At 63.6% G+C, this 24,144-nt stretch carries 22 protein-coding genes and 2 riboswitches; of the genes, 14 read left to right on the top strand and 8 right to left on the bottom strand.

Annotated elements, in window-relative coordinates:
• Window positions 1–13 precede the first annotated feature (13 nt).
• Both ACUDP5_RS19685 and ACUDP5_RS19680 read left to right on the top strand, forming a co-directional pair.
• A complete protein-coding gene (locus ACUDP5_RS19685) occupies window positions 14–1,015 on the top strand; it encodes an extracellular catalytic domain type 1 short-chain-length polyhydroxyalkanoate depolymerase (protein ID WP_445656968.1) in 1,002 nt (333 codons plus the stop codon).
• Window positions 1,016–1,286: 271 nt separating this feature from the next.
• Complete coding sequence (locus tag ACUDP5_RS19680) at window positions 1,287–1,799, top strand: DUF1993 domain-containing protein (RefSeq protein WP_445656967.1); 513 nt, start codon at window positions 1,287–1,289, stop codon at window positions 1,797–1,799.
• A gap of 46 nt (window positions 1,800–1,845) precedes the next feature.
• Here the strand turns inward: ACUDP5_RS19680 and ACUDP5_RS19675 are convergent, their stop codons facing one another.
• Together ACUDP5_RS19675 and ACUDP5_RS19670 are read right to left on the bottom strand one after the other, a co-directional pair.
• Window positions 1,846–2,349 (bottom strand): VOC family protein, encoded by a 504-nt coding sequence (locus ACUDP5_RS19675; RefSeq protein WP_263911183.1) that lies wholly within the window; start codon window positions 2,347–2,349, stop codon window positions 1,846–1,848.
• Window positions 2,350–2,477: 128 nt separating this feature from the next.
• On the bottom strand, window positions 2,478–2,846 hold the full coding sequence (locus ACUDP5_RS19670; protein WP_445656966.1) for a DUF1428 domain-containing protein: 369 nt from the start codon (window positions 2,844–2,846) through the stop codon (window positions 2,478–2,480).
• A 170-nt stretch (window positions 2,847–3,016) separates the two neighbouring features.
• Here ACUDP5_RS19670 and ACUDP5_RS19665 point away from each other — a divergent pair, with 170 nt between their 5' ends.
• Window positions 3,017–3,991, top strand: coding sequence for a GlxA family transcriptional regulator (locus ACUDP5_RS19665; RefSeq protein WP_445656965.1), 975 nt, complete (start codon window positions 3,017–3,019; stop codon window positions 3,989–3,991).
• 40 nt (window positions 3,992–4,031) lie between these two features.
• Here the strand turns inward: ACUDP5_RS19665 and ACUDP5_RS19660 are convergent, their stop codons facing one another.
• Complete coding sequence (locus ACUDP5_RS19660) at window positions 4,032–5,075, bottom strand: transporter (protein WP_445656964.1); 1,044 nt, start codon at window positions 5,073–5,075, stop codon at window positions 4,032–4,034.
• Between the two features lie 118 nt (window positions 5,076–5,193).
• Here ACUDP5_RS19660 and ACUDP5_RS19655 point away from each other — a divergent pair, with 118 nt between their 5' ends.
• Window positions 5,194–6,141: a Dyp-type peroxidase gene (locus ACUDP5_RS19655; RefSeq protein WP_263911177.1), complete on the top strand. Its 948-nt coding sequence runs from the start codon at window positions 5,194–5,196 to the stop codon at window positions 6,139–6,141.
• A gap of 74 nt (window positions 6,142–6,215) precedes the next feature.
• Here ACUDP5_RS19655 and ACUDP5_RS19650 read toward each other — a convergent pair whose 3' ends face one another.
• The gene (locus tag ACUDP5_RS19650; protein ID WP_175196033.1) at window positions 6,216–6,662 is read right to left on the bottom strand and encodes an SRPBCC family protein; all 447 of its coding nucleotides are present in this window, start codon (window positions 6,660–6,662) and stop codon (window positions 6,216–6,218) included.
• 149 nt (window positions 6,663–6,811) lie between these two features.
• On the opposite strand from ACUDP5_RS19650, the gene ACUDP5_RS19645 reads away from it, so the two are divergent.
• Entirely contained in the window at window positions 6,812–7,300 is a 489-nt protein-coding gene (locus ACUDP5_RS19645; protein ID WP_445656963.1) for a nucleoside deaminase, read from the top strand.
• Between the two features lie 86 nt (window positions 7,301–7,386).
• Here the strand turns inward: ACUDP5_RS19645 and ACUDP5_RS19640 are convergent, their stop codons facing one another.
• Window positions 7,387–9,087 carry a M24 family metallopeptidase gene (locus ACUDP5_RS19640; RefSeq protein WP_445656962.1) on the bottom strand — a complete coding sequence of 567 codons (1,701 nt, stop codon included), beginning with the start codon at window positions 9,085–9,087 and terminating at the stop codon, window positions 7,387–7,389.
• Between the two features lie 153 nt (window positions 9,088–9,240).
• Between ACUDP5_RS19640 and pdxR the strand changes: the two genes are divergently transcribed.
• Window positions 9,241–10,797: a MocR-like pyridoxine biosynthesis transcription factor PdxR gene (gene pdxR / locus ACUDP5_RS19635; RefSeq protein WP_445656961.1), complete on the top strand. Its 1,557-nt coding sequence runs from the start codon at window positions 9,241–9,243 to the stop codon at window positions 10,795–10,797.
• Here the strand turns inward: pdxR and ACUDP5_RS19630 are convergent, their stop codons facing one another.
• Window positions 10,798–11,613, bottom strand: coding sequence for an alpha/beta fold hydrolase (locus ACUDP5_RS19630; protein WP_445656960.1), 816 nt, complete (start codon window positions 11,611–11,613; stop codon window positions 10,798–10,800). It lies immediately after the preceding gene.
• Between the two features lie 252 nt (window positions 11,614–11,865).
• On the opposite strand from ACUDP5_RS19630, the gene ACUDP5_RS19625 reads away from it, so the two are divergent.
• From ACUDP5_RS19625 to ACUDP5_RS19610, 4 genes are all read left to right on the top strand, one after another.
• Window positions 11,866–12,168 (top strand): hypothetical protein, encoded by a 303-nt coding sequence (locus ACUDP5_RS19625; RefSeq protein WP_445656959.1) that lies wholly within the window; start codon window positions 11,866–11,868, stop codon window positions 12,166–12,168.
• A 261-nt stretch (window positions 12,169–12,429) separates the two neighbouring features.
• Complete coding sequence (locus ACUDP5_RS19620) at window positions 12,430–13,218, top strand: PhzF family phenazine biosynthesis protein (RefSeq protein WP_445656958.1); 789 nt, start codon at window positions 12,430–12,432, stop codon at window positions 13,216–13,218.
• 13 nt (window positions 13,219–13,231) lie between these two features.
• The gene (locus ACUDP5_RS19615; protein ID WP_445656957.1) at window positions 13,232–13,819 is read left to right on the top strand and encodes an SUKH-4 family immunity protein; all 588 of its coding nucleotides are present in this window, start codon (window positions 13,232–13,234) and stop codon (window positions 13,817–13,819) included.
• Between the two features lie 174 nt (window positions 13,820–13,993).
• Window positions 13,994–14,737 carry a sulfite exporter TauE/SafE family protein gene (locus ACUDP5_RS19610; RefSeq protein ID WP_445656956.1) on the top strand — a complete coding sequence of 248 codons (744 nt, stop codon included), beginning with the start codon at window positions 13,994–13,996 and terminating at the stop codon, window positions 14,735–14,737.
• Window positions 14,738–14,740: 3 nt separating this feature from the next.
• On the opposite strand, the gene ACUDP5_RS19605 is transcribed toward ACUDP5_RS19610, so the two are convergent.
• On the bottom strand, window positions 14,741–15,970 hold the full coding sequence (locus ACUDP5_RS19605; protein WP_445656955.1) for a D-amino acid dehydrogenase: 1,230 nt from the start codon (window positions 15,968–15,970) through the stop codon (window positions 14,741–14,743).
• Between the two features lie 44 nt (window positions 15,971–16,014).
• A riboswitch (glycine riboswitch) is annotated at window positions 16,015–16,105 on the bottom strand.
• Between the two features lies 1 nt (window position 16,106).
• Window positions 16,107–16,197, bottom strand: a riboswitch (glycine riboswitch).
• A gap of 133 nt (window positions 16,198–16,330) precedes the next feature.
• Here ACUDP5_RS19605 and ampC point away from each other — a divergent pair.
• Window positions 16,331–17,554, top strand: a complete 1,224-nt coding sequence (gene ampC / locus ACUDP5_RS19600) for a class C beta-lactamase (protein ID WP_445656954.1) — start codon at window positions 16,331–16,333, stop codon at window positions 17,552–17,554.
• Between the two features lie 340 nt (window positions 17,555–17,894).
• On the top strand, window positions 17,895–21,146 hold the full coding sequence (locus ACUDP5_RS19595) for a phosphoribosyltransferase-like protein (protein ID WP_445656953.1): 3,252 nt from the start codon (window positions 17,895–17,897) through the stop codon (window positions 21,144–21,146).
• Between the two features lie 234 nt (window positions 21,147–21,380).
• Here the strand turns inward: ACUDP5_RS19595 and ACUDP5_RS19590 are convergent, their stop codons facing one another.
• Window positions 21,381–21,662, bottom strand: a complete 282-nt coding sequence (locus ACUDP5_RS19590) for a hypothetical protein (protein WP_445656952.1) — start codon at window positions 21,660–21,662, stop codon at window positions 21,381–21,383.
• A 218-nt stretch (window positions 21,663–21,880) separates the two neighbouring features.
• Here ACUDP5_RS19590 and ACUDP5_RS19585 point away from each other — a divergent pair, with 218 nt between their 5' ends.
• On the top strand, window positions 21,881–22,963 hold the full coding sequence (locus tag ACUDP5_RS19585; protein WP_445656951.1) for a Shedu immune nuclease family protein: 1,083 nt from the start codon (window positions 21,881–21,883) through the stop codon (window positions 22,961–22,963).
• 162 nt (window positions 22,964–23,125) lie between these two features.
• Window positions 23,126–24,031 carry a DUF2242 domain-containing protein gene (locus tag ACUDP5_RS19580; protein WP_445656950.1) on the top strand — a complete coding sequence of 302 codons (906 nt, stop codon included), beginning with the start codon at window positions 23,126–23,128 and terminating at the stop codon, window positions 24,029–24,031.
• Window positions 24,032–24,144 lie beyond the last annotated feature (113 nt).

The raw sequence follows: 24,144 nt of genomic DNA, 5'->3' as shown, positions 1-24,144 counted from the left end.
CGCGGCGCTGCGCATGGCGGCCCCCAAGGCGGCCCGCAAACGCACCGTATCGGCGCGCAAGGCCGCGGTGGCGCGGCAAGCGGCCAAGACCGCCGCTAGCGCCGCGTCCAGCCTCGGCGCCGGTCGCTGGGAGGCCTCGCGGCAATTCTCCGATGCGCTGGGCCGGCGCCTGACCTTCGCCCGCTACACCCCCGTCACCGCGACACGCCAGGGCATGCCCCTGGTGGTGATGCTGCACGGCTGCCGCCAGACGGCGCTGGCGTTCGCGCGCGGTTCGCGCATGAACCAATGGGCGGATGCCGGCGGCTTCATGGTGCTGTATCCGCAGCAGTCCATGACCCGGCAGGTGCAGCGTTGCTGGCGTTGGTTCCAGCCCGATGCGCAGCACGGCGGGGCCGACGCCGACCTGATCGCCGCGTTGATCCAGTCCGAGGTGGCGCGACATGGCCTGGACCCTGAACGCGTCTATATCGCCGGCCTGTCGGCCGGCGCCAGCATGGCCGCCCTGGTGGCCCTGCGCCATCCCACATTGATCGCCGCGGTGGCAATGCATTCCGGGCCGGTGGTGGGCGACGCGCATACCGCGGCGGCGGGCCTGAGTACGATGCGGCGCGGCTCGGTCAAGCCGCTGCTGCCGCTGGTGCAAAGCGTGGCGGATCCGGCCGTCTTCGAGCTGGGCATGCCCGCCATGATCCTGCAGGGCCAGATGGACCCGGCGGTGGCGCCGCGCAACGCCAAGCAGCTGTTCGAGCAGTTCCGCGCGCTCAACGGCCTGGGCGCGCAAGACCTGCCGGTCGAGCGCGTGCTGGGATTGGGCACGGAAAAGGCGTATCGCCGTGTCGACCTCGTGCGGGGGCGCAAGACCGTGCTGCGGCTGTGCGAGATATCCCGGGTCGAGCACGCCTGGAGCGGCGGCGATGCGTCGGTTCGTTACCACGCCCGCAGCGGGCCGGACGCCTCGGCGCTGATCTGGCGCTTTTTCCAGGGCCAGCGCCGCGTCGCGATCGGCCAGTAAGGGGCCGATACGATGGGCGGATCGATCGTTGCCAGTGGGGGCGGCGCTTCGCAACGGTGCCACGAGTATCGACGCCACGCCTGTCGGCGCCGCGATTGGCATGCGAAAACCCTGCGCCGCGCCGGCAATGGCGCTATTGTTCCGGAATCGGGAATGCAGTTGTCGCGGCCCTCGTCGGCCGCTTGAAAGCACCGGGCGCTAACATCGCCGCACGCTCGGAAATCCGGCGCCACGTCCGGCGCCGGCCGGCGACGTCTTTCGGAAAAACATCATGTCTTTGTCCATGTACCAGGCCAGCGTGCCTGTCTTCATCCGCGGCCTGACCGTGCTCGCCGCGCTGCTGGAAAAGGGCGCCGCCCACGCGGCCGCCAGCGGTATCGATCCGGCCGAACTCGTGAACGCCCGCCTGGCCCCCGACATGTACCCGCTATCGGGCCAGGTGCAGCGCGCCAGCGACGCGTCCAAGTTCGCCGTGCAGCGCCTGTCGCAGGTCGAGTCGCCCAAGTTTCCCGACGAGGAAGCCACCTTCGAGCAGCTGCAAAAGCGCGTGGCCGATACCATTGCCTATCTGCAATCGGTGCCGGCCGACAAGCTCGACGGCGCCGAAGGCCGCAAGGTCACGCTCAGCTTCGGCGACTTCAAGCCCGAATTCCAGGGCGACGCCTACCTGCTGACGTTCGCGCTGCCGAACTTCTATTTCCACGTCACGACCGCCTACGACATCCTGCGCCATGCAGGCGTAGCGATCGGCAAGCTGGATTTCCTGGGGCCGTACAAGGCCTGAGGGGGATGACGCGGGGGCTGTCCGGCGCCCCGCCACCGCATCGCCATCAGCTCTTTTTCTGCGCCGGATCGCCGCAGCCGCTCATTTCGCCCATCTTGGCCATGTTCTGCTGGATTTCCTCGGGCGTCAGGTCCTGCTTGTGGGTGGCCAGCGACCAGCGGTGGCCGAACGGGTCCATCACCTGGCCGTAGCGGTCACCCCAGAACATGTCCGCGGCCGGCATGGCCAACTGGGCGCCGGCCGCCACCGCCTGTTCGATGGCGGCGTCCGCGTCCTGCACGTACAGGTGCAGCGTCACGGGCGAGCCCTTGAGCGCCTTGGGCCCCAGGCTGCCCCATTCGGGAAAATCATCCATCAGCATCAGGACCGAGTCGCCGATGCGAATGGCGGCGTGCATCACCTTGCCGTTGGGGCCGGGCAGCCGGGCCAGCTCCTCGGCGTTGAACGCCTTCTTGTAGAACGCGATCGCATCGGACGCGCCCTCGCACACGATGTGCGGGGTCAGGGTGTGCATGCCGTCGGGAATCGCCTTGCTTGCGGGGGTTGCCATGGTGTGTCTCCGTTGTGGATGGGGGGCGGGATAGCTACTGCGGAGTAGGCCGCCGGTGCGCCGTCGGCCTGTCCTTGTCCTACGACGAACGGGCGGCGCCGGAATCGACAGCTCGCCCGAACTTTTTTTTATCGTGGGGCCACCTTGGCCACCAGGGTGGCGAAGCCGCCCCAGCACATGCGCTTGAAATCGAACACGCCCTCGCAGGACATGTTCGCCAGGCGCGGGTCGGCCATGACCTTGGCGTTGATGCGGTCGCGCTCGGCCTTGCTGGCAAAGGCGATCCACGAGAACACGACCGTTTCGCCTTCGCGCGTACCGGCCGCGGCGCTGAACGAACCGAAGCCTTCGCCGTCGATGTCGTCCGCCACGCATTCGCGGAATTCCAGGGCGCCGTATTCCAGCCAGATCGAACCGGCCATGTCGGCCATTTTCTTGTACGCGTCCAGGTTCGCCTTGGGCACGCTCAACAGGTAACCGTCTATGTATTGTTCCATCGTCAGCTCCTTCGCTCGGTGTTGTTTTGTGCGGCCGCCGCCGGCCCGCATCCTTGCCCGGCGACCGCCCCGGTATCCGTGCCGGGTGATGCCACTGTATCGGGATCGGCGCCGCTTTCCGATAGGCAATTGCGACATCTTCAGGGTGGATTGCGACACGCCTGCGGCGTATGCTTGGCGGCATGAAAAACATCGCGTTTTTGCTGCCCCGCGGCGCCAATATCGCGTCGCTCGAAACCGCCCGGCATGGTTTTTTGGTGGCCAACGAATACCTGGCCGCGCAGGGCCGTGAACCGCGCTTCCGGGTGCGCACGCTGGCCGCCACGCGCCAGGTCAGCCTGGACGACGGCCGCATCACGGTGCTGGCCGACCTGGTGCTGGACGACGCACAGGGCATCGACATCTGCATCGCTCCGCCGCTGCTGGGGGCGGTGTCCGACGTGGTGCTGTCCAATCGCGAACTGATCGACTGGCTGGCGGGCCATTACCGCCAGGGCGGCGAAGTGGCCAGCCTGTGCATGGGGGCGGCGCTGCTGGCAGCCGGCGGCCTGCTCGACGGCCAGCAGGCGGTGGTGCATTGGGTGGCGCGCGACCTCTACGCCAGCCTGTTTCCGTCGGTGCAGTGGTCCAGCGACCGCGTCGTCATGTCGGAAAACGGCATCTACACCAGCGGCGGTGCGTTTTCGGCCGCCCACCTGGTGCTGCACCTGATCGAAAAATACACCGACCGCGACACCGCCATCTGGTGCGCCAAGTACTTCCAGCTCGACTGGAGCCGCCAGAGCCAATTGCCGTTCTCGGTGTTCATGGGCCACAAGTCCCACGCCGACCAGGTGGTACGCGCGGTGCAGGACGAAATCGAAACCCGCTACACCGAAAAGATCACCGTCGAAGACCTGGCCGACCGCCACGCCATGGGGCGCCGCACGCTCGAACGGCGTTTTCGCCAGGCCACCGGCAACAGCATCGTCGAATACGTGCAGCGCGTGCGCGTCGAGGCGGCCAAGAAACGCCTGGAAAGTTCACGCAAGAGCGTGGCCGAAGTCATGTACGAAGTCGGCTACAACGACACCAAGGCGTTTCGCGACATCTTCAGCAAATACTGCGGCATGTCGCCCGTGGGGTATCGCGAACGCTATCAATGAGCAGGCGTGCGCGGCCTGCCCGATCCGGCAGGCCGGGTCGTCAGCCGCCGCGCCGCCGCCGAAACGCCCACCAGCCCATCAGCACGGTAAAGGCGGCCACCAGCAGGCAGATGATCCAGAAGCCGTGATGGTCGTCCGACAGCGGAATGCCGCCCACGTTCATGCCGAACAGGCCCGCCATGATGTTGATGGGCAGGGCCAGCACCGTCACCAGCGTCAAGGTGAACAGCGTTCGGTTGTTCTGTTCGTCCAGCCGCGCGGTCATCTCTTCCTGCAGCAGCTTGATGCGCTCGACCAGCCCGGCCATGTCGCCCAGCACCACCGAGAATTCCTCGGTGGATTCGCGCAGCTCCTGCACGTCGCGCGGCCGCAGCCAGGCGGGCGGACGGGCCAGCAGCCGGAAGACCGAACCCGGCTCGGGCGCCAATGTGCGTTGCAGCCGCACCAGCACCCGGCGGGTGCCGGCCAGGTCCAGGCGGCCGGGGCCGCCACGCGATGCCAGGAAATGGTCTTCGATGCCGTCGACGTCGACGCTGGCCTTGCGCACGATCTCCATCATCAGGTCGGCCTGGTCGCGCATCAGGTGCGCCAGCAACTGGGCAGGCGATTCGAACGGCTCGCCGCGCCGCACGTGCTCGCGCAGCCGGTCCAGCGACCGCAGCGGCTTGCGCCGCAACGTCACCAGCAGCCGCCGGTGGGCGCAGACCCACAGCGTCGATACCTGGGCAGGGGTGCGGTCGAAGTCGAAGATGACGTCGTTGAACACCGCCACCAGCGCGCCTTCCTGCTGCTCGATCCGGGTGGAATGAGCCTCGTCGCCCAGCATCGCGATGAAGGTGTCCGGCAGGTCCAGGTGGGCCTGCAGCCAGCGCACGCAACCGGCCTGCGACAGGTTCAGGTGCAGCCACAGAAAGGCGCCGTCGTCCGGCGCAGACTCGGGGCCGATGGCCTTGGCGCGGGCCAGCAGGTCCGCGAGCGCGGGCGGGGCGATCTCGGTGGCGGCGCCGCTCGCTGCGAAGCGGAACGCGCAGATCAGGCCGGAAATGTCGGATTGGTAGTCGGCCGGGGCCGCGGGCGTCGTCATGATGCGCGATGGTGACGCCAAAGCGTGACAGTTCGGAGACAGCGCGCCCGCCAGACCGGGCCGCATCAGCTATATTTCAAGCGCATTTCCTTCCCGCCGTTCCCGAGCCCGATATTCCATGTCCGAAAAACCCGTCGAACCCCAAGCCGTCCTCAGCCCCAACGCCCGCTACGCGATCTTCCTGGTCGCCACGCTGAACCCCGGCGCCGACAACGCCGCCACCGTACGCGCCTGGTGCGAAGACGTTGCCGCGCTGGTCCGCACGGTCGGCACTCGCGCCGTCGCGGCCGACCTGTCCTGTATCTGCGGCTTCAGCTCCGCCGCCTGGGACGCCCTGTTCGGCGCGCCGCGCCCGGCCTCGCTGCATCCGTTCCGCGAATTCGGTTCGGGCGACCGGGTAGCCGTGTCCACCCCCGGGGACATCCTGCTGCACATCCGCGCCGAAGCCATGGACGCCTGTTTCGAATTGGCCACGCTGCTGGTGGCCGGCCTGGGCACGGCCGCCAAGGTGGTCGACGAAGTGCATGGGTTCCGCTATTTCGACCGCCGCGCCATCATCGGTTTCGTCGACGGCACCGAAAACCCGCAGGGCTTCGAGCTGGCCGACTTCACCCTGATCGGCGACGAAGACCCGGCGTTCGCCGGCGGCAGCTACGTGCTGGTGCAGAAGTACCTGCACGACATGACCGCCTGGGAAGCGCTGCCGACCGAGCAGCAGGAACGCATCATCGGCCGTCGCAAGCTCACCAACGTCGAACTGCCGGACGACGTCAAGCCGTCGTATTCGCACAGTTCGCTGACCACGCTGGACGAGGGCGGCCAAGAGGTCAAGATCCTGCGCGACAACATGCCGTTCGGCCGCCCGGGCTCGGGCGAATTCGGCACCTACTTCATCGGCTACGCGCGTTCGCCCGCGCCCATCGAGCAGATGCTGGAAAACATGTTCGTCGGCCGTCCGGCGGGCAACTACGACCGCCTGCTGGATTACAGCCGCGCCGTCACCGGCGGCCTGTTCTTCGCGCCGTCGGCCGAGCTGCTGGAAGCGCTGGCCGAACGCGAAAGCTGACGCGCATCGCGGGGGCGGCCGCCAGGCGAATGAGGGCGCGTGGCCGCCCGCGCACCCCCCGCAGCCAGGCGCCGTCAATCCGGAATCTGCGGTTCCACCAGCCGCATCAGTTGGGCCAGGGATTCCTGCCAGCCCAGGTAGCACATCTCGGTGGGTATCACCGCCGGGATGTTCTCCTGCACCACGGTCATTTCCGTGCCGCAGGATACCTTGCGCAGCGTGATGGTGGTCTGCATCTGGCCCGGCAGGTTAGGATCGTCGAACTGGTCCGTGTAGCGGATCTTCTCGTTCGGCACCAGTTCCAGGTACTTGCCGCCGAAGTCGTGGCTATGGCCGGTGCCGAAATTGCGGAACGACATCCGGTGCGAGCCGCCCACCTTGGCGTCCAGTTCGTGGACCAGGCAGGTGAAGCCATACGGGGGCAGCCAGCGCACGATGGCGTCGGGTTCGAGAAAAGCGCGGTACACGCGGTCGGGGGCAGCGCGCAGCACGCGGTGCAAAGTTACGGTTCCTGTCGTCATGGTCATTTCCGCCTTGAAGGGAAAGTGGGGGATGTACTGGCTCGACGCATGAGCCTCCCGCAAATCGACAGGACACGGATCAGGATAAACCCTAGGGTGTCGGGGCGCGCGGGATGGCCGCCCGGGCGCCAGGCAAAAGGAGCATGGGCATGATCACGGCACAAGACAAACCCTACCTGGCGCGCTGCGTCGAATTGGCGCGGCAGGCGTTGGCGCAGGGCGACGAGCCCTTCGGTTCGCTGCTGCTGTCGGCCGACGGCCAGGTGCTGTTCGAAGACCGCAACCGCGTGGCCGGGGGCGACCACACGCGCCATCCGGAATTCGAGATCGCCCGGTGGGCCGCCGCCAACCTGACGCCCGCCCAGCGTGCCGCCAGCACCGTGTATACGTCGGGCGAGCACTGCGCCATGTGCGCCGCCGCGCACGGCTGGGTCGGGCTGGGCCGCATCGTCTACGCCAGTTCCACCCCGCAACTGAGCGCGTGGATGCAGGAACTGGGTTTTCCCGCGCCGCGGGTCAAGGCGCTGCGCATCACCGATGTCATCACCGACACGCCGGTGGACGGGCCGGATGACGAACTGGCCGAGCAGGTCGGGGCGCTGCACCGGGCGCGCCAGCGGCCGGCGGGTGCGGTCTGATGGGGGGCTGGCCAGCCTGACGGGCCTGACCTGACTGACCTGACCGAGACGGGCCTGATCGAGGCGCGCCTGACCGACCCGGCCGCCTAGCGCAGCAGCACGTCTTCGTAGAACGCGCCGATCGGCAGCGTCCGGTCGCGCACCTGGATCTCCAGCACCCAGATGCCATCGGCCGGCACGAAGTCGGCGTCTGCCAACTGGTGCTTGCCATACAACGCATGCGGAAAATCCGCCACGCGGTGGCCGGGAATCTCGCGCACCAGTTCGCAGCCATGTTCCCGCGCAAAGTCTTCGGCGCGGTCGTACAGGGCCGCGCCGCTCAACCCCTGCAGCCAGGCCTCGCGGGTGCGGGCGAACACCTGGCGGGCGGCCTCGGCACAGCGTTGGCGGTCGGCGTCCGCGCCCACCACGAAGGTGTCGCCGTAGTCGCCTTCATAGCCGTCCCATACCGGGCCGATGTCCACCACGAACAGGTCCTTGTCGCCCAGCCGCCGCTGGAAGTCGGTGGGATGCACGGCGGGCGATTGCGTATCGGCGCCGAACCGCACGTAGGTCGGATGCCAGTTGTGCGATGCGCCCATGCGGCGCAGGTGCGCGTCGGCCGCGGTGATGGCTTCGCGCGTGGTCATGCCGGGCTGGATCAGCGCGGCGATCTCGCGCACCGCCGTCAGCGACCGCCGCCGCGCACGCAGGATGCCGTCCATGGTGAAGCGCGGGCTGACCCGTTCCCACGGGTGGGCCGGGGCGGGCGCCACGACGGGGCCGGCGCCGGTCGCGGGCACGAAGGCTTCGGACAGAAAGCGGTCGTCGGGCAGGCCGGCCTGGCGCAGCCGGTCGCGCGCCGCGCGCACCATGGCGGGGTTGCCGCAGGCATAGACCACCGTTCGGGCCCAGTCATGGTCGGCGGCCGCGGCCCTGTCCTGCACGTAGGCGTGGGCCTGCGGGGTCGCACCGGCGTTGTCTTGCGGCACCACCGCATGCCATTGAAAACCGCCCTTGCCCAGCAGGGCGTTCAACATCGGCGCGGCATAGCAGTCGTCGGCCGAGCGGCCGCCCCAGTACAGCGTCACGCTCTTGATGGCCGGGCTTTGCAGGCCGGCCATCAGGATCGGGTACACGCCCGCATAGCCCGTGCCCGTGGCCAGCAGCACCAGGTGTTCGACGTCGTCCGGCCAGCCTTCGTCGGGCCAGGTGCAGCCGCCCAGCGGACCTTCCAGCGCCAGGGTGTCGTCGGGCATCAGGCGCGGCAGCAGGCGTTCGGTGAAGCCGCCGCCGGGCATGCGGCGGATCTGGAATTCCAGCCGGGCCGGGCCCGCGGCCGACGGCAGGCTGGCAATGGAAAAAGGCCGCCGGCTGCCGTCTTCCAGCAGGAATTCGACGTGTTGGCCCGGTTGCCAGGCGAAGGCGTCTTCGCCCTGCACCTGCACGATCAGCTGGGTCACGTCTTCGGTCAGCGGCACGCGCGACACGACGACGGCCTCGCGGCGTTGCGCTTGCAGGGCCGGTTCGCGCCAATGCGGAAAGCGCAGCGCCAGGTCGCCCGCCGCGCGGCACTGGCACATCAGCAGTTCATCGTCGGCGGTGACGTACGTGCGTTCGGTGGGCGGGGCCAGGCGTTCGTGGCGGCCGTCCACCACCGTGGCCCGGCACGAGCCGCATTCGCCGCGCTGACAGGAAAAGGGCACCGGCACCCCCTGGGCCAACGCGGCGTCCAGCAGCGTCGTCGTACCGTCGGTGGTGAAGTGGCCGGTGTCGAGGGTGATGGTATACAGGGAGGGCGTGGTCATGGCGCGTTTCCGTTGATAGGCCCGTGGGGGGCGCATGGAGCGCAATGTAGCGATAGAATGGCTTTGTCTACCAGGGCCATTTTTGTGAATATGACCAAGCCACTTTTGCGGGAAGCGCCACGGGGCTCCGACTCGGCCGCCCAGCCTGACGCGTTGTCCGTCCCCCCACGCGCCACCCGGCAGGCCGCCCGCCGCAGCGCCTCGCGGGTGCCACGCCAGGAAGCCAGCCTGGACTTGCCGCTGGACCCGCCCCGGGCCGGGGAATCCAAGCAGACCTGGGTCTATCGCCAGATCCGCGAGCGCATCCTCAAAGGCGTGCTGCCCTCGGGCAGCCGGCTGCCGTCCACCCGCAGCCTGGCCGGACGCTGGCACATTGCCCGGTCCACCGTCGAATCTGCCTACGACCAGTTGCACAGCGAAGGCTATACGGCGGGCACGGTCGGGTCGGGCACGTATGTGGCGGCGGTCATTCCCGATAATTTCTTTCGCGATGGCTTGCCCGGCGAGGCGGCGCAAGGGGGCGGCCGCCCGTCCACGCCGGCAGCGCCTGGCGCATCCGCTCCGTCACCGCTTGCCGTATCGGTACGCCCGGCAACCGGCCTGCCGCCGGTACCGCCGCCGCGTTCAGAGCCGCCTTTCACGGCCCGCAGCGCCGACGCCTCGCTGTTCCCGATGGCGGCATGGAGCAAGGGGCTGGCGGCCAGCGCCCAGCGCGTCACGCCGTCGCAACTGGCCAACGAGGAATCGCAGGGCTGGCAGCCGCTGCGCGAGCAGATTGCGCGTTACCTGGGCGCGGCGCGCGGCATCGCCTGCGATGCCGACCAGGTGGTGGTGCTGACCGGCATCCGCGACGGCATCGATCTGAGCGCGCGCGTGCTGTTGTCGCCGGGCGACAAGGTGTTGGTGGAAGACCCCGGCTACCTCAACGCCGTGCCGCTGTTCAGCCAGTACACGCGCCGCATCACGCCCATCGCGATCGACGAGCACGGTTTTTCGGTGGCCAGCGCCCGCCGCCAGCGCGGCGTCAAGCTGGTGCACGTCACGCCCGCGCACCAGTCGCCCACCGGCGTCACCATGCCCGTGTCGCGCCGCCTGGAACTGCTGGACTGGGCCGCGCAGACCGGCAGCTGGATCCTGGAAGACGACTACGACAGCGAATTCAACTACGACAGCGCCCCGCTGGCCGCCCTGAAAAGCCTGGACAGCGCCGACCGCGTGATCCACTGCGGCAGCTTCAACAAGACCCTGTTCAACGCGCTGCGCATCGGCTATGCGGTGCTGCCGCGGCCGCTGGTGGCGGCGTTCACGCGGACGCGCCACACCACGGGGCGGTCCAACAGCATCATCGAACAGATGACGCTGGCCAACTTCCTGGAAGACGGCAGCTTCGCCCGCCACGTGCGCCGTGTACGGCCCGTCTACGCGGCCCGGCGCGACCAGCTGCTGCGGCTGCTGCAACAGGCCGCAGGCTCGTCGCCGCTGCGGGTCAGCGGCGAGCAGGCGGGCTTTCACCTGGTGTGGTGGCTGCCGCCCGGCAGGGACCTGGCGGACCTGCTGCGCCGTGCACAGGCACGCGGCATCGGCATCCAGTCGGTGGCCGACTTCTGCCTGCGCGTGACAATGCCGCCCGGCGTGGTCATCGGCTACAGCGCACGTAGCGAGGCCGAACTGGAACAGGTGGGGGCGCTGCTGCGTGGGGCCGACGCCTGATTAGACGGCCTTGTCCTCCAGGAACGCCTCGATCAGCGCCGCAAACGCCGGCGGGCATTCCTGCATCGGGTAATGGCCGCAGTTCGGCATCACCCGCAGTTGGGCGTTCGGATGCCACGCCAGGAACGTCTGCCGCATGGCGGCTTCGTCCAGCCCCGGGTCCTTGTCGCCCACAATCACCAGGTACGGCGTCGTCAGCCCGCGCACCTCGTCCACGAAATCCGTGTGGACCAGCATGTCCAGGTAGGGAATGCGGCAAGCGGGCGCCACCGACGCGCGATGCCGCCGCAGCTTGGCCTGTGCCCAGCCGCGGCCCAGGCCGCCGGTCACGTATTGCATCAGGCGGCAAAAGGCCTCGTCGTCGTGCGCCGTGCTGGCAAAGAACGCATACGCGTCCGGGCCCAGCCGATTGCCCGCGGCCGACACCGGGCACACGGCAATCGCCCGCTTGATGCGGTCCGGCGCATTCGCCGCCAGGCGCTGCGTGACCATGCCCGTCATCGAATGCCCCAGCACGCTAAAGCGCGGCCAGCCCAGGTGGTTGGCCAGCGCCAGGCAATCGGCGGCGATCTCATCGACCGAGCAGGCGCCCGTCAGGTGGCGCGACAGGCCATAGCCGCGCAGGTCCGCGAACACATAGGTGCAGGCGTCGCCGTCCAGATAGGGCGTCATCGCGGCGTAGTTGCCGTGGTCGCCCAGCCAGTCGTGCAGCACCAGCACGGGTTCCGGGCCGTGGCCGTGGCGGACAAAGCCCAACAGGCTCGCCGCGGCGGTGTCGTTGCCGACGTTCGGACGGGAGGAGGGGAGATGGGTCATTTCAAGGGTTCCTTCTGGGTTGGAAAAAGCCAAAAGAAACGCCCTCCCGGCGGACCGGGAGGGCGTCTTGAAAGAAGCATCATCATATCGGGTTGGGGGGCGAAAATCCAGTGTCTGGCACAAAACTGCGTGCTAAGTGTCCCACGCGCGCGCTGCCCATGCGCGCGGCGGCTGGTGTACGCGGTGCGACAGTCCCCACGGCTACACTGTCGGGTGCGTGGAGCCATACAGGTTTGAACAAGCGGAGACGCCATGACGCGGCCAGTTCTGTACGTCGATTTCAATGAAATGGTGGACGCCAATACGGTGCTTCTTTGCGCAGGCGATTTCAAAAAGGATGTGTCCGGGGCTCTCGTTGAACTGCATGAAGGCTTGCTGGTGAGCATTTATACGGACGACGAGGACGAACACGGTGCCGTGGACAACTTGATCGCACAAGGGGTGGTCACGCGGCATTCAAGCCCCGATTTTTACCCTCACGTGAAATGGTGCTGCCGTATCGACGGCAAGGGAATTCGCCATCAATCAGACGTCGACAAGTCTGCCAGCCGTTGAACGCTGACTCGGGGCCTGGACGGACAGATCAAGCGCCAACGCGTTGCCACCGCAACCACCGATAGTGGTATTGCGCCTCTTGCACCTCATACGCGGCGCTGCTCAGTGGGCGATGACGTCGTCGAGAATGCTCATGGCTTGGCGAGGCTAGCGCTTGACCAGCCCGTGCCGATACCCGATGCCAAGCCCGCCGCAAGCACCCGCCCGGCGCCTTGTAGCAAAATAACGGCTGCTTCATCGCGTACGACACAGGAATTTCCCATGCCCCAGCTCGACCTTTACCAAGTAGACGCCTTCACTGCCGCTCCCTTCGGCGGCAACCCCGCCGCGGTGGTGCCGCTGGACGCGTGGCTGCCTGACGCGACGTTGCAGCGCATTGCCGAAGAAAACAACCTGTCGGAAACCGCCTACTTCGTGCGCCAGGGCGATGTCTACGAGTTGCGCTGGTTCACGCCCGCGGTCGAGGTCGACCTGTGCGGCCACGCCACGCTGGCGACGGCCTGGGTGCTGTTCGAACAGTTGGGCGTCCAGGACGACCTGCTGCGCTTTTCGACCCGCAGTGGCGAATTGCAAGTGCGCCGCGCCGGCAAGGCGCTGGCCATGGATTTCCCCGTCAAGCAACCGGTGGCCGAAGCCATCCCGGCCGCGCTGCTGCAAGCGCTGGGCTTGAAGGACGCGCGGGCGCTGTACCGCACCGACGACTACCTGCTGGTCATCGACGATGAAACCCTGATCGACGGCCTGAAGCCTGATTTCTCGGCGCTGGCCGCGTTTGACGTGCGCGGCGTGGCGGTCACGGCGCCGTCCACGCGCTACGACTTCGTGTCGCGCTGGTTCGGCCCGCGCGTGGGCGTCAACGAAGACCCCGTCACCGGCTCGGCCCACACCTCGCTCACGCCGTACTGGGCCGAGCGCCTGGGCAAGACGACGCTGACGGCCGAGCAGGGCGGGGCGCGCAAGGGGCAGCTGCAATGCGAACTGCCCGGCAACGGCCGCGTCATCATCAGCGGCCAGGCGGCGCTGTACCTGCGCGGCACGATCTACCTTTGACCCAAGGGCCATCATGATCGACATCGACGCCTTGCGGGACCGCTTTGCCCGTTTCGGTGAACTTCGCCCGCAAGGCCGCGACGAATGGCGCGGCGACATCCCGCTGCCCGACGCGCTGGCCGATTTCTATGCCCGCATCGGCCCGTTGGGCGAGACTTATCACGCGCACATCGGCCCGGTCGGCGTCACGCTGTCCGAAACCAATGTGTGCTTTCCCGCGCTCAGCCGCCTGTGGGATCTGCAGGCCGGCTACCGCTGGGATGCCTCGAACGGCCAACGGGTGCCGGCCTGGCAGGACCACTGGCTGGTCATCGCCGACCTGAACGCCGACCCCTTCATTCTGGACACGGGCAGCGGCCGCATCCTGTATGCGATGCACGGCACCGGCACATGGGCACCCGACGACATCGCGCCCGACCTCTGGACCCTGGCCGCCGCCCTGGCCGCCGTGGGTGAGATCTACCTGGACGCGGATGAAGACCTGCGCGACGACGACTGGGAAATCAAGCCGGCCTACCGCGATGCCGTGCTCGACCGACTGACCACCGTGCTGGGCGACCGGGGCGAGGCCGAAAGCTTCTACGAGGTCCTGCAAGGCTAGCCGGAACGCCTGCGGACAGGGTTCGACGGCGCGCGCGAGGCTTCGGCGCGCCATCATCGAAAACCTATTCCCTCATCAGCACTTCAAATAGCCCGGTCCGCCGCACCTGCCTAGAATCCCCGGTCATGACATCAAGAGGCCGCAACCGGCCCCGGAATCAAGGAGACAGCAGGCATGGACGCGGTATGGGTGGTGGCGATCGGCGCGGCGGTGGCGGGCTTCGTGCAGGGCCTGTCGGGCTTTGCGTTCGGCATGGTGGCCATGTCGTTCTGGGCCTGGGTGCTGGACCCGCGCCTGGCCGCCGCGCTGGCCGTCTTCGGCGCCTTGACCGGGCAACTGCTGGCCGTGTTCTCGGTGCGCCGGGGCTTTGACTGGCAACTGCTGTGGCCTTTCCTGGCGGGCGGCCTGGCCGGCATTCCGCTGGGCGTGCTGGTGCTGCCGCACCTGGACATGGACTGGTTCAAGGCGGTGCTGGGCGCCTTGCTGGTCTTGTGGTGCCCGGTCATGCTGATGTCGCAGCGGCTGCCGCGCATCGGCGGCAACCGCCTGGGCGATGGCGCCGTGGGCATGGTCGGCGGCGTGCTGGGCGGCATCGGCGGTTTCGCGGGCAGCGTGCCCACGCTGTGGTGCACGCTGCGCGGCTTCAACAAGGACACCCAGCGCGCCGTGATCCAGAACTTCAACCTGGCGATGCTGTCGGTGACGATGGCCACCTACCTGGCCACCGGCATCGTCACCCGCGACATGGCGCCCATGTTCGCGGTGGTGGCGCCGGCCATGCTGATCCCCACGCTGCTCGGCACCCGCCTGTACATCGGCATTTCCGAAGTGACGTTCCGGCGCACGGTACTGGGCCTGCTGACGTGTTCGGGGCTGACGTTGCTGGCGTCTTCGGTGCCGCAGTTGCTGGCGCGGTAGGCGCTACGCCAGCGCCACCCCGTCCCGCACACTTGCCGCCAGCATCTGCGCCGTCGCTGCCGACAGCGTCCACCCCAAATGCCCGTGTCCGGTGTTGTAGAACACGCCGGGCCGCTTGCCCGGGCCGACGCGCGGCATCATGTTGGGGGTCATGGGGCGCAGGCCGCACCAGGGCACCACGCGTGACGTGCGTACGCCGGGGAAGTGCTTGCGGGTCCAGTCCACCAGCGGCTGGATGCGCTCGGCGCGGATGTCCATGTTGAAGCCGTTGAATTCCGCCGTGCCGGCCACGCGGAAGCGGTCGCCCAGGCGGCTGGTGACGATCTTGGCGGCTTCATCGAGCAGGCTGACGGTGGGGGCGGCAGCGCGGCTGTCGGGCTCGTCCAGGTGCACGCTGATGGAATAGCCCTTGACCGGGTAGATGTTCAGCGAGTCGCCCAGCTGGCGCGCGAACTGGCGGCTGGCGGCGCCGGCGCAGATGACGATGGCGCTGGCCTCGTGCTGTTCCTGTTGCGTGCCGCCTTCGCGGGCAATGTCCAAGACGTAGGGCAGGCCGTCGCGGCTGATGGCGCGGATGTCGGCGTCCTGCTCGAAGCGCACGCCGCGGCGCGCGCAGGCACGGGCCAGGCCGCTGGTGAATTTGTGGATGTCGCCGGTGGCATCGGACGGCGTGTAGAAGCCGCCGTGGCAGGCCGTTTGCAGCGCGGGTTCGATGGCGCGTGCTTCGTCGGGCGTGACCGCGTGGCGTTCCAGTCCGCCTTCGCGCAGCAGCGCGTTGGCGCGGCGTGCGGTCTCGAAGCTGGCGGCGTCGTGGTAGATGTGCAGGATGCCGCGCCGATCCAGGTCGAAGTCGATGCCTTCTTCCTCGGCCATGGCGTACAGGTGCTGGCGCGCCTCGATGGCCAGCCGGGTGGTGGCGATGGTGTTCTGGCGGTAGTTGCGGATCTGCCCCATGAACTGGGCCAGCCACGAATACTTGTGCCAGCTGAAGCGCGGGTTGAGCAGCAGCGGCGCATTGCGCCGCCCCAGCCAGCGCAGGCCCTTCATGACGGTGGCGGCGCTGTTCCAGACTTCGGCGTTGCTGGCGGACAGCTGGCCGCCGTTGGCATAGGACGTTTCCATGGCGGGATAACGCTGGCGGTCGTAGACCGTGACGTCGTAACCCAGTTTGCTCAAGGCGTACGCAGACGTGACGCCGGTGATACCGGCGCCGATGATGGCGATGCGGGGCATGGTGGCTCCAGATAGCGTGGCTGCGGCCAACCGGCAGCAGCACCCCATCTGTCTTGGTACCTGAGAGCTTCACCCGGGCGGCGAGCGCCGCGGGATCCCCTTCGGTGGGCGCGCCTGGCGCCTCTCTCCAGATTGTCTACACCGCGCAGTCCTGTTGCCTGAGAGTTTCCGGGGCGGTTGCTCCGTCGGCGCCCGCCACGGGGGCGAGTCTCTTCTGCGGGGTTTTGAATCGACCGGAGCAGGATAGCCAAAATTTCGGTCGGACGAGACTTAGGGTTAGTACTAGGATGTGCCAATTTCGTCCTACACTGGGCGCCATTCGGCCGGCGCTAGCCGGTGTTACGCGATAGGAAGAATTGCATGCGTTTACTGGAGAAATTCCGCGCGCCGTTGTTGCTGCTGGCCCTGGCCGCCGCGGCGGGTTCGGCCGCTGCCGCAGACGCCGCAGCGACACCCAAACCCGCATCGAGTGGATCTGCGGCGAATGTTCCCACGGCCCCCGCAGCCCCCACGGCCGCAGCCCCCGTCATCGATGCCGCCGTGCTCGAGGTCATGCGCCAATACGACATCCCCGGCATGGCGATCGCCGTCACCCGCAACGGCCAGCAGCGCTTTTTCAACTACGGCGATGCCTCGCGCGCACCGCGCAAGCCGGTATCGCCCGACACGCTGTTCGAGCTGGGCTCGATCAGCAAGACCTTCACTGTGACGCTGGCGGGCTATGCAGAGGCCTCGGGCAAACTGTCATTGGGCGACAGCCCCGCCCGGTACGTGCCCGAACTGCAAGGCACCGACTTTGCCAAGACGACGCTGATCAACCTGGCCACGCACACGGCCGGGGGCTTTCCCTTGCAGGTGCCGGACGCCGTGCAGGACATGGCCCAGTTGATGGCCTACCTGAAGGCCTGGACGCCGCAGTACGCGCCCGGTACGCACCGCACCTACGCCAATCCCAGCATCGGCATGCTGGGCGTGGTGGCGGCGCGCAGCCTGGGCCAGCCCTACGTGGCGGCGCTGGAGCAGGGCCTGTTTCCCAAGCTGGGGCTGCGCAGCACCTATGTGAACGTACCGCCTGAAAAAATGCCGGACTACGCCTGGGGCTACGACAAGCAGAACGCGGCGGTGCGGGTGAATCCGGGCGTGCTGGCGGACGAGGCCTATGGCGTGAAATCGACCGCCCGCGACATGATCCGCTTCGTCGAGGTGAACCTGGGCGTGGCGCCCGCGGATGCCGCCATCCAGCGCGCCATCGCGGCCACGCATACCGGCTACTACCAGCTGGGCGCGATGACGCAGGACCTGATCTGGGAGCAGTACCGCTACCCGGTATCGGTGGATGACCTGGTGGCCGGCAACTCGGCCAAGGTGGCGTTCGAAACCCTGCCCGTGCAGGCCGTGCAGCCGCCGAGCGCGCCGCAGGAGGCGGTGTGGATCAACAAGACCGGCGCCACCAACGGCTTTGGCGCCTACGTGGCCTTCGTGCCGTCGCGCAAGCTGGGCATCGTGATCCTGGCCAACCGCAACTATCCCAACGAGGCCTGCGTGCGGTTGGCGTTGAGTGTTTTGGAAAAAATTAATATGTAGTCAAGTGCTATTTCATTTCTCCGGATACTCCGGGTTTTGTGGCCTCATAAGACTGTACCAATGCTTGACGGCTGTACAAGTTTACGTTTGTGTTTGGCGCCACGATATTTTTAGCCGAATGCCCGCGCGACCGCCTTTATAGGTAGTTCGCCTAGATCAATGAGAAAAACCAGAAATCCCTAAGTGGCAATGAGGGAACAGGAGGGGGTTTTTTATTGTATCTATTTGTTGTATTGTTTGGTCAGTTTTCCTTTCTTAGATGATTCCTGGCTTCTGTCGCTTGATTTCAGTTCGATGCGACGTGAAGGCTCAATGCGAGATTGCTTGGGAGAGAGTTCAGATGAGTAAATCAGAAGCTGCGACTGCTGTAGCAGAAGCAATCAGCAAATTTGAGCAGTCATTGACAGCTTTAGACCCTAATACGGCAACAGAAAAAGAACTAGATGCCGCACGGGCACTGTTGGTAACCGCGATTTGCACAGTTTGTGGTTTTTCTCAGCTTCAAGGTGGAGCCCACTTAGAGCAGGCAATAATCCGTTTAGAAGCGGCAAGCGAAGGGAAGCGCGAGGCCACTATCCTTCTAGTCCGATCGCTGTCAATCAGTGGTCTATTGCCAGTTGAGGCTCAGCAAAGCCGGTTTTCTCGCTGTTTACCTGCTCTTGTTGAGGAGGTCGCTCCTGATATTGCACGGCATTGCAAGCTACAAGATAAAAAACAGAACTACGAAAAAATTTCATTGCTGAGGGGGTTTCATGGGCAGATTTGTTCCAGTCTCTCGTTATTGCGTGAACTTCCGAATGATTTGGTTGAAATAAACAACATTAGAAGTCAGATTTCTAAGGCCCTGTCTACTAAGTCTTACCAAGGCTATCTGCAGCCCTTTAATTTTGTAGCGATTAGAGCAAAGGCTGAAGCGATAATTTATCAAGTAGAGCGGTTGGTTCAGTGCAAAGATTCAGGGTTTAAGTCGTTCTTTGATGAACTGGTTGATGATATTTGTGATATGACGACGCTTTGCAATAAGCATAGATCGTTTCTCACCGATGATTTTATCCGTCCCTTTGTTATGGCAGTACATAAGGGTGTGGGCGAGCTTGAGAGTTCCGCAGCACATCGATTTAAATGCGATATAGCGCCGAAGCGGCGGTCCATAAAGGCGGCTGAAAAAAAGTATCCACTTCATGAAGCAGATCGGTATGTGGTTTTCAATATCCCAATGGTTAATCATGGGCCGGGAATAGCTATTGATGTAACTGTAGAGGTTGATTGCGGAGAGAAAAACAGTGCTGTCTTGCTAGATAGTGAGGAATTGTCCTTAGGCGATGTGCCTCCTGGTGAATTCGCGCTTTCCGTACGTGCTTGCATTGTGGAGCCAACGTCCAGCGTGAAAATGACTATTCAAATTGAATGGCACCAACTCTTCGGCGATCGAGAAAGCGTAGTTTTTAATGTTGAAATCGATGCTCAAGATCCTTCGGTCGATTGGACAGTTCTTGAGTCTTTGGAACCATACAGCCTGGAGGTGGCTGAAGGTGACATGTTTGTTGGTAGGGTGGCTAAAGTAAAAACCATTGGCAATAAACTACTCAAGCGTCCAATGGCTTCCACGTACATCACGGGTCAAAAGAGGATTGGCAAAACCTCACTGGCCTATGCCGTTTCTGAGTATGTGCGTGGGGCAGATAGTGCGCACGAATATAGTTTTTTGTATCTAGAATATGGTGAATATTGCGCGGCTTCACCAGAGAGCACAGTAAAAGCTCTAGGAAATAGTGTTTTTTCATTTCTGCGTGGGTTTCTCCCTCACGGGCTTCATATTGCAGACGCCGATTTTAGTGAGTCGCTTGCGCCATTGAATTCTCTGGCACGTTTGTTGGAGAATAATGCCCCGACAAAAAGATTTGTCGTGATTTTGGATGAGTTTGATGAAATTCATCCGGAAATGTACAGAATGGGGGCGTTGGCGGAGACTTTTTTTGCGAATTTGCGGACATTGGCGGCAAGAAGCAATTTGGCTTTTGTACTTGTTGGTGGCGAGAAGATGCCATTCATAATTGGTGCTCAAGGAGATCAGTTAAATAAATTTGTACGAGAGCCGCTTGATTTTTTTGATCGAAGTCTCGAGTGGCAAGAGTATTGTGAGCTAATCTCGAAGCCTGTATCTGGTTTGTTAAACTGGGACGATGCCGCTTTGAGTGAGCTTTATAATTTTACTAATGGCCATCCTTATTATACGAAACTGCTTTGCGCAAAGATTGTGTTGAATGCAGTGCGGGAGCGTGATACGGAGATTATTTCATCCGATGTCCGCTATGCGTTGAACACCTTGGTAGAGGAATTGGATACTAATGCATTTGCTCACATGTGGAAGGATGGAATTAATGCGGAGCGTGAAGAAACGGAGGTGACTGAGTTAAAGCGACTTCGCTTGCTAGTCGCTCTGGGGAGGGCGTTGCGGGGGGGTGAAAGAAGTATTTCAAGCGTAATCAAAACGGCACCGTCAATTCGTCTTACAGAAGGGGAGGTGGCTCCGTTAGTGGACGATTTCATTCGTCGAGATATTTTGAGAGATCGAGATGGCGCATTGACTGCCAGTGTGCCCCTATTCGAGCGTTGGTTAATCGAGGTCGGTGTTTCTAAGTTGATTTCCAGCACGTTAGCCGATGATCTCGAAGTGGAGTTGGAACGAGCAGCGAAAGCCTCGTTTGTCGGCGGTGCGGAAATTCAACAGCTGACAGATAACTGGCCTCTCTATAGAGCGAGAAAGGTTGGACCTGAGGATGTCCGGGCTTGGCTGGATCAGGTTCCTTCACCGCAGGATCAACGCCTGCTGTTTAAGCTCCTACAAAAAATGCGGTTCCTCTCTCCGGACGAAATAGAAGAAAAATTGATCAATGCTCACGGACGGTTTGTACGGCCAATAGTCGGCGCTATGCAGATGGAGCGTAAGACAGACAAGAGAAGGGATATATGGATAACTTATTTTAATGGTGTGGGTAAGAGTGGAGTTCAATATGCAAGATACTATGCCAAGGTGAACTCGATATCCACGGAATGCATATTGGAGCCTGCTGCCATCGAACGACGTTTAAAAAACTTGACCGAAGGGGGGTGGGAAAAGCCAAAAGCTATTGTGATAATTGATGATTTTGTCGGATCGGGCAGAACGCTTGCAGACGGTGCGGTTGATTTTTCCGAATTATGTGGGGCGTTGTTAGTAAATTTGTCGATCCCTCTTTTGGCGGTGGTAATTGTTGGTACCGAAGATGGCGAGCGTCGAGTTAATTCCGTAATTGAGCAGAAGACAAATCTCCCACTGAAGTTGTACGTATGTGAGTATTTGCTGCAGAGCAATTATGCCTTTCTAAACCATGAACTAGGATTTTGGGAGAATGAAGAGGAAAAAATGCGGGCAAAGGCTTTGTGTCTAACCTTGGGAACGGGCCTGTACAAGGAGCCGTTAGGGTTTGGCGGGAAGGGGCTTTTGATGACGTTTCCAGATACCTGCCCTAACAATTCACTCCCTATCCTATATCGTTCGAGGTCTCACCCGACTTCGTGGCGGGCTTTATTCCCTCGTCCTGTTTCTTAAAGTGGTAGAACGTGTGGGTGCTCAGCGACCCCAATGCGGCAGCCAGCCCATCAAGCGCAGCCATTCGCACAACTCCCCCATTCGCCGTGGTTTGATGGGCGTCCAGATCTATATCGGCATAGTTCTAAAGTCCTGACCTTCGCGCAGGCCATTGCGGCCTAATTTTTTGTGACAAGCGATGATATCCGGTGCAGTGGTACGCGGGTCGATGGACTCCGCCAGATTGCGAGATGCTTAATGCAGGAGGCCGCCGCCGCCCCAGTCGATAAATTCTAAAAGTGATAATGCCGATAAGCGTAAACCGAAAGCTAATCGTATTGGGGTGTCGGTGTTTTCGGTGCTGGTCACGCCTTTCTTGGCCATGCATGCTGCCTCTTTCATGCCCAAGGCCTGGAGGCGCGGCAAGATTGGCAGCGACGAGAGCACATTGCTACCGTCGCCGTGACGCTGCTGATGGACCGGCTGTTCGGCAATCCCGAGACGGTAGGGGCTGTCGATGCCCCTCCTGATCGGCATGGGCATCCTCCTGTGCATGGCGCTGCTGGCCGTGGGCTGAGGTCAGTATTGGCGCAGTCGAGAGGGGAAGCGGGGGAGCAGTTAACGAGCACTGGGGCACTAGGAAGTGCGATATGTCTAAGGAAATAAAAATATTCAAGTATTTAATCTGAATCTCTTTCGCTGCGTGGTTTCTTGTGCTGTGTAGTGATTTTGGTAAAAAACCAGGAGATAAAAAATTGAAAGTCAGTGATTTCATTTTCGAATATGACGTGGGTGCCGACCGATCACCCGGGGCTTGCCGTCTTCGTATTTTCGTTAACCATTGTCAAGAAGTCTATGTCTTGATGACAGATCTCGAAGATCGATATAAAGGGCCGTCGATAACTAACACAGTGGAATCATTGAAAGAAGCATTGATTCTGAAAGGCCTAGTACCGACAGGCGCAAATTACATCGAGCACTATCCTCGTGAGTTAGGTCGGGAGGCGGCCACTTTTGATATCGTTACTTTTGACTCCGGTGGCCATCCGAATTGGAAGCACGTCGATAAGAAATGGGTGGAGGAGCAGTTGGAGTGCTCCAGCGAGGAGCTAGAATTCGCGTCAGTGCAGCAAGAGCGTATCCTTCGAGATATTGCTCAACTGCGCCAACGTGCGGATCCGTTTTCGGATTTTTCCTATCTGACGAGTCCTGTTGTCTTGTCTCGCCAGGCCCAAATCGAGCTCGGCATGCTGCCCCGAAGAGCCATTCAGGAACTGGTCGACGCCCGCGTTGATGAAAGAGGGTTGCTGCGCTTGCTGAAAACAGATTTGTCGGTGTTTGGCGAGGTCTACGCAGACAGAGATGAATACATCTGTTTTTCCGAGTTTCCTCTTGGCGACGGATTCGTGGATTTTGTCGTCTTCTCGGGTAGATCGCGGATGGATGTGACGTTCATCGAGATCAAGGGAGCCAATTTCAATTTGGTCAATCAAACCGGTTATGGCAAGTTTGCAAGTAAAGTGGAAGAGGCTGCTGACCAAATCAGGGATCGAGTGCGGACCGCGTATCTCGACTACGAGTCCTTTCGCAAAGCCATGCACGAAATTCGTTGCGAAGTGGAAGCTGGCAAGCAGCTCCATAACTCTTTTGTCGGTGCCCACGGCCATTTGGAAGTAGATGGAAACAAGGATGTGAACGTACGATGTGTCGTCATCGGTGGACGGTCAAATGACGATTTAGCAGAAAGCCAGCGGCGACATGTATATGAGCGGACCTTCAGCGTGCCATTGCGACTTGATTCTTGGGATAGCTGGATGAGGAAATTGAACAGACCTTAAGCATGTTGGCGACGTGCGGTCGGTTTTTCACTACCGTCTGACGCGCTAGCCCCATATGGGCTATAAAGCTGTTTCAACTCATCACTGCGCAGGCTAGCGCGGGCGCCGGACGCTCGGCCCTTGGCCGATAATCCCCCCGTCGCCCCCCAGCCGGATTTTTTCATGCCCCGCGTCACCCCTCGTCTTGCCCTTCCGTTGTGCGCTGCCCTGGCAGCCGTCCTCACGGGATGCGCCGCTCCCAAAGCCGCTTTCGAAAAAGAAGACTTCGCCCAGAACGACACCTATTCCCGGACGTTCCCGGCGGGCAGCACCACGGCGTGCGACGCCGGACGGCGGGCCTTGCTCAGCCAGGGCTACAACATCGACAAGTTCGAAGGGTCGCGCGTCACCGGGCACAAGAACTTCCAGGGCGACGACGGCCAGCATACGCAGATCAGCTTCAACATCGATTGCGCATCCGATGGCGCCGCCAACGAGCGCGCCACCGTGTTCGCCAACGCCGTGCAGGACCGCTATTCCATCAAACGCACCTCCAGCTCGGCCAGCGTGGGCGTGAGCGTGCTGGGGCAGGTGTCGATGCCGTTCGGCGCCAGCGACGATTCGCTGGTCAAGACGGCCAGCCAGACCGTGTCGCGGCCGGCGTTCTATGAAGGTTTCTTCCAGCTGCTGCAGCGCTTCCTGCCGGACGCGCAGGCCGCCGCCGCGCCCCATGTGCCGCCGCCTGGCCGCGGCAAGGCCGCCGCGCCCAAGCCGCCCGCGGATCCCGTGACCACGCCGGACGCGCCGGCCGATACGCTGAATCCCTCCACGGCCAGCGGTGCGTCGGCGGCCGGCGACAAGCCGGCGCCCGAGCCGGCCCGGGGGCAGCCTGCCGCGGCGCCAGCCAACGCTACCGGGGCGTCTACCGCGCCGGCCAGCCCGGCGCCGAAGACGGATTCGGCGGCCCCGACGTCCGCGCCGGCGCCCGCTGCGGCTGCCGCCACCCCCGCTGCGCCCTCGGGCGTCATGCCCGCCGCGCCCGCTGCCGCGACGCCCGCCACGCAGCCGGCGACCGACGCCGCCAAGTAATTTCCCGGGCCGGCGGCCCGGACCGCCGCGACGGCGTCATCCGCAGGCCGCCTGGTCGCCACGGCGTCATCCCGTTTGCCCCAGCGCAAACCCGGGCCGCAATACCGCCCCGC

The organism is Achromobacter sp. NCFB-sbj8-Ac1-l (assembly GCF_052695805.1).
Note: the sequence above shows the minus strand (reverse complement) of the source record. Positions and strands in the feature narration are given on the sequence as shown.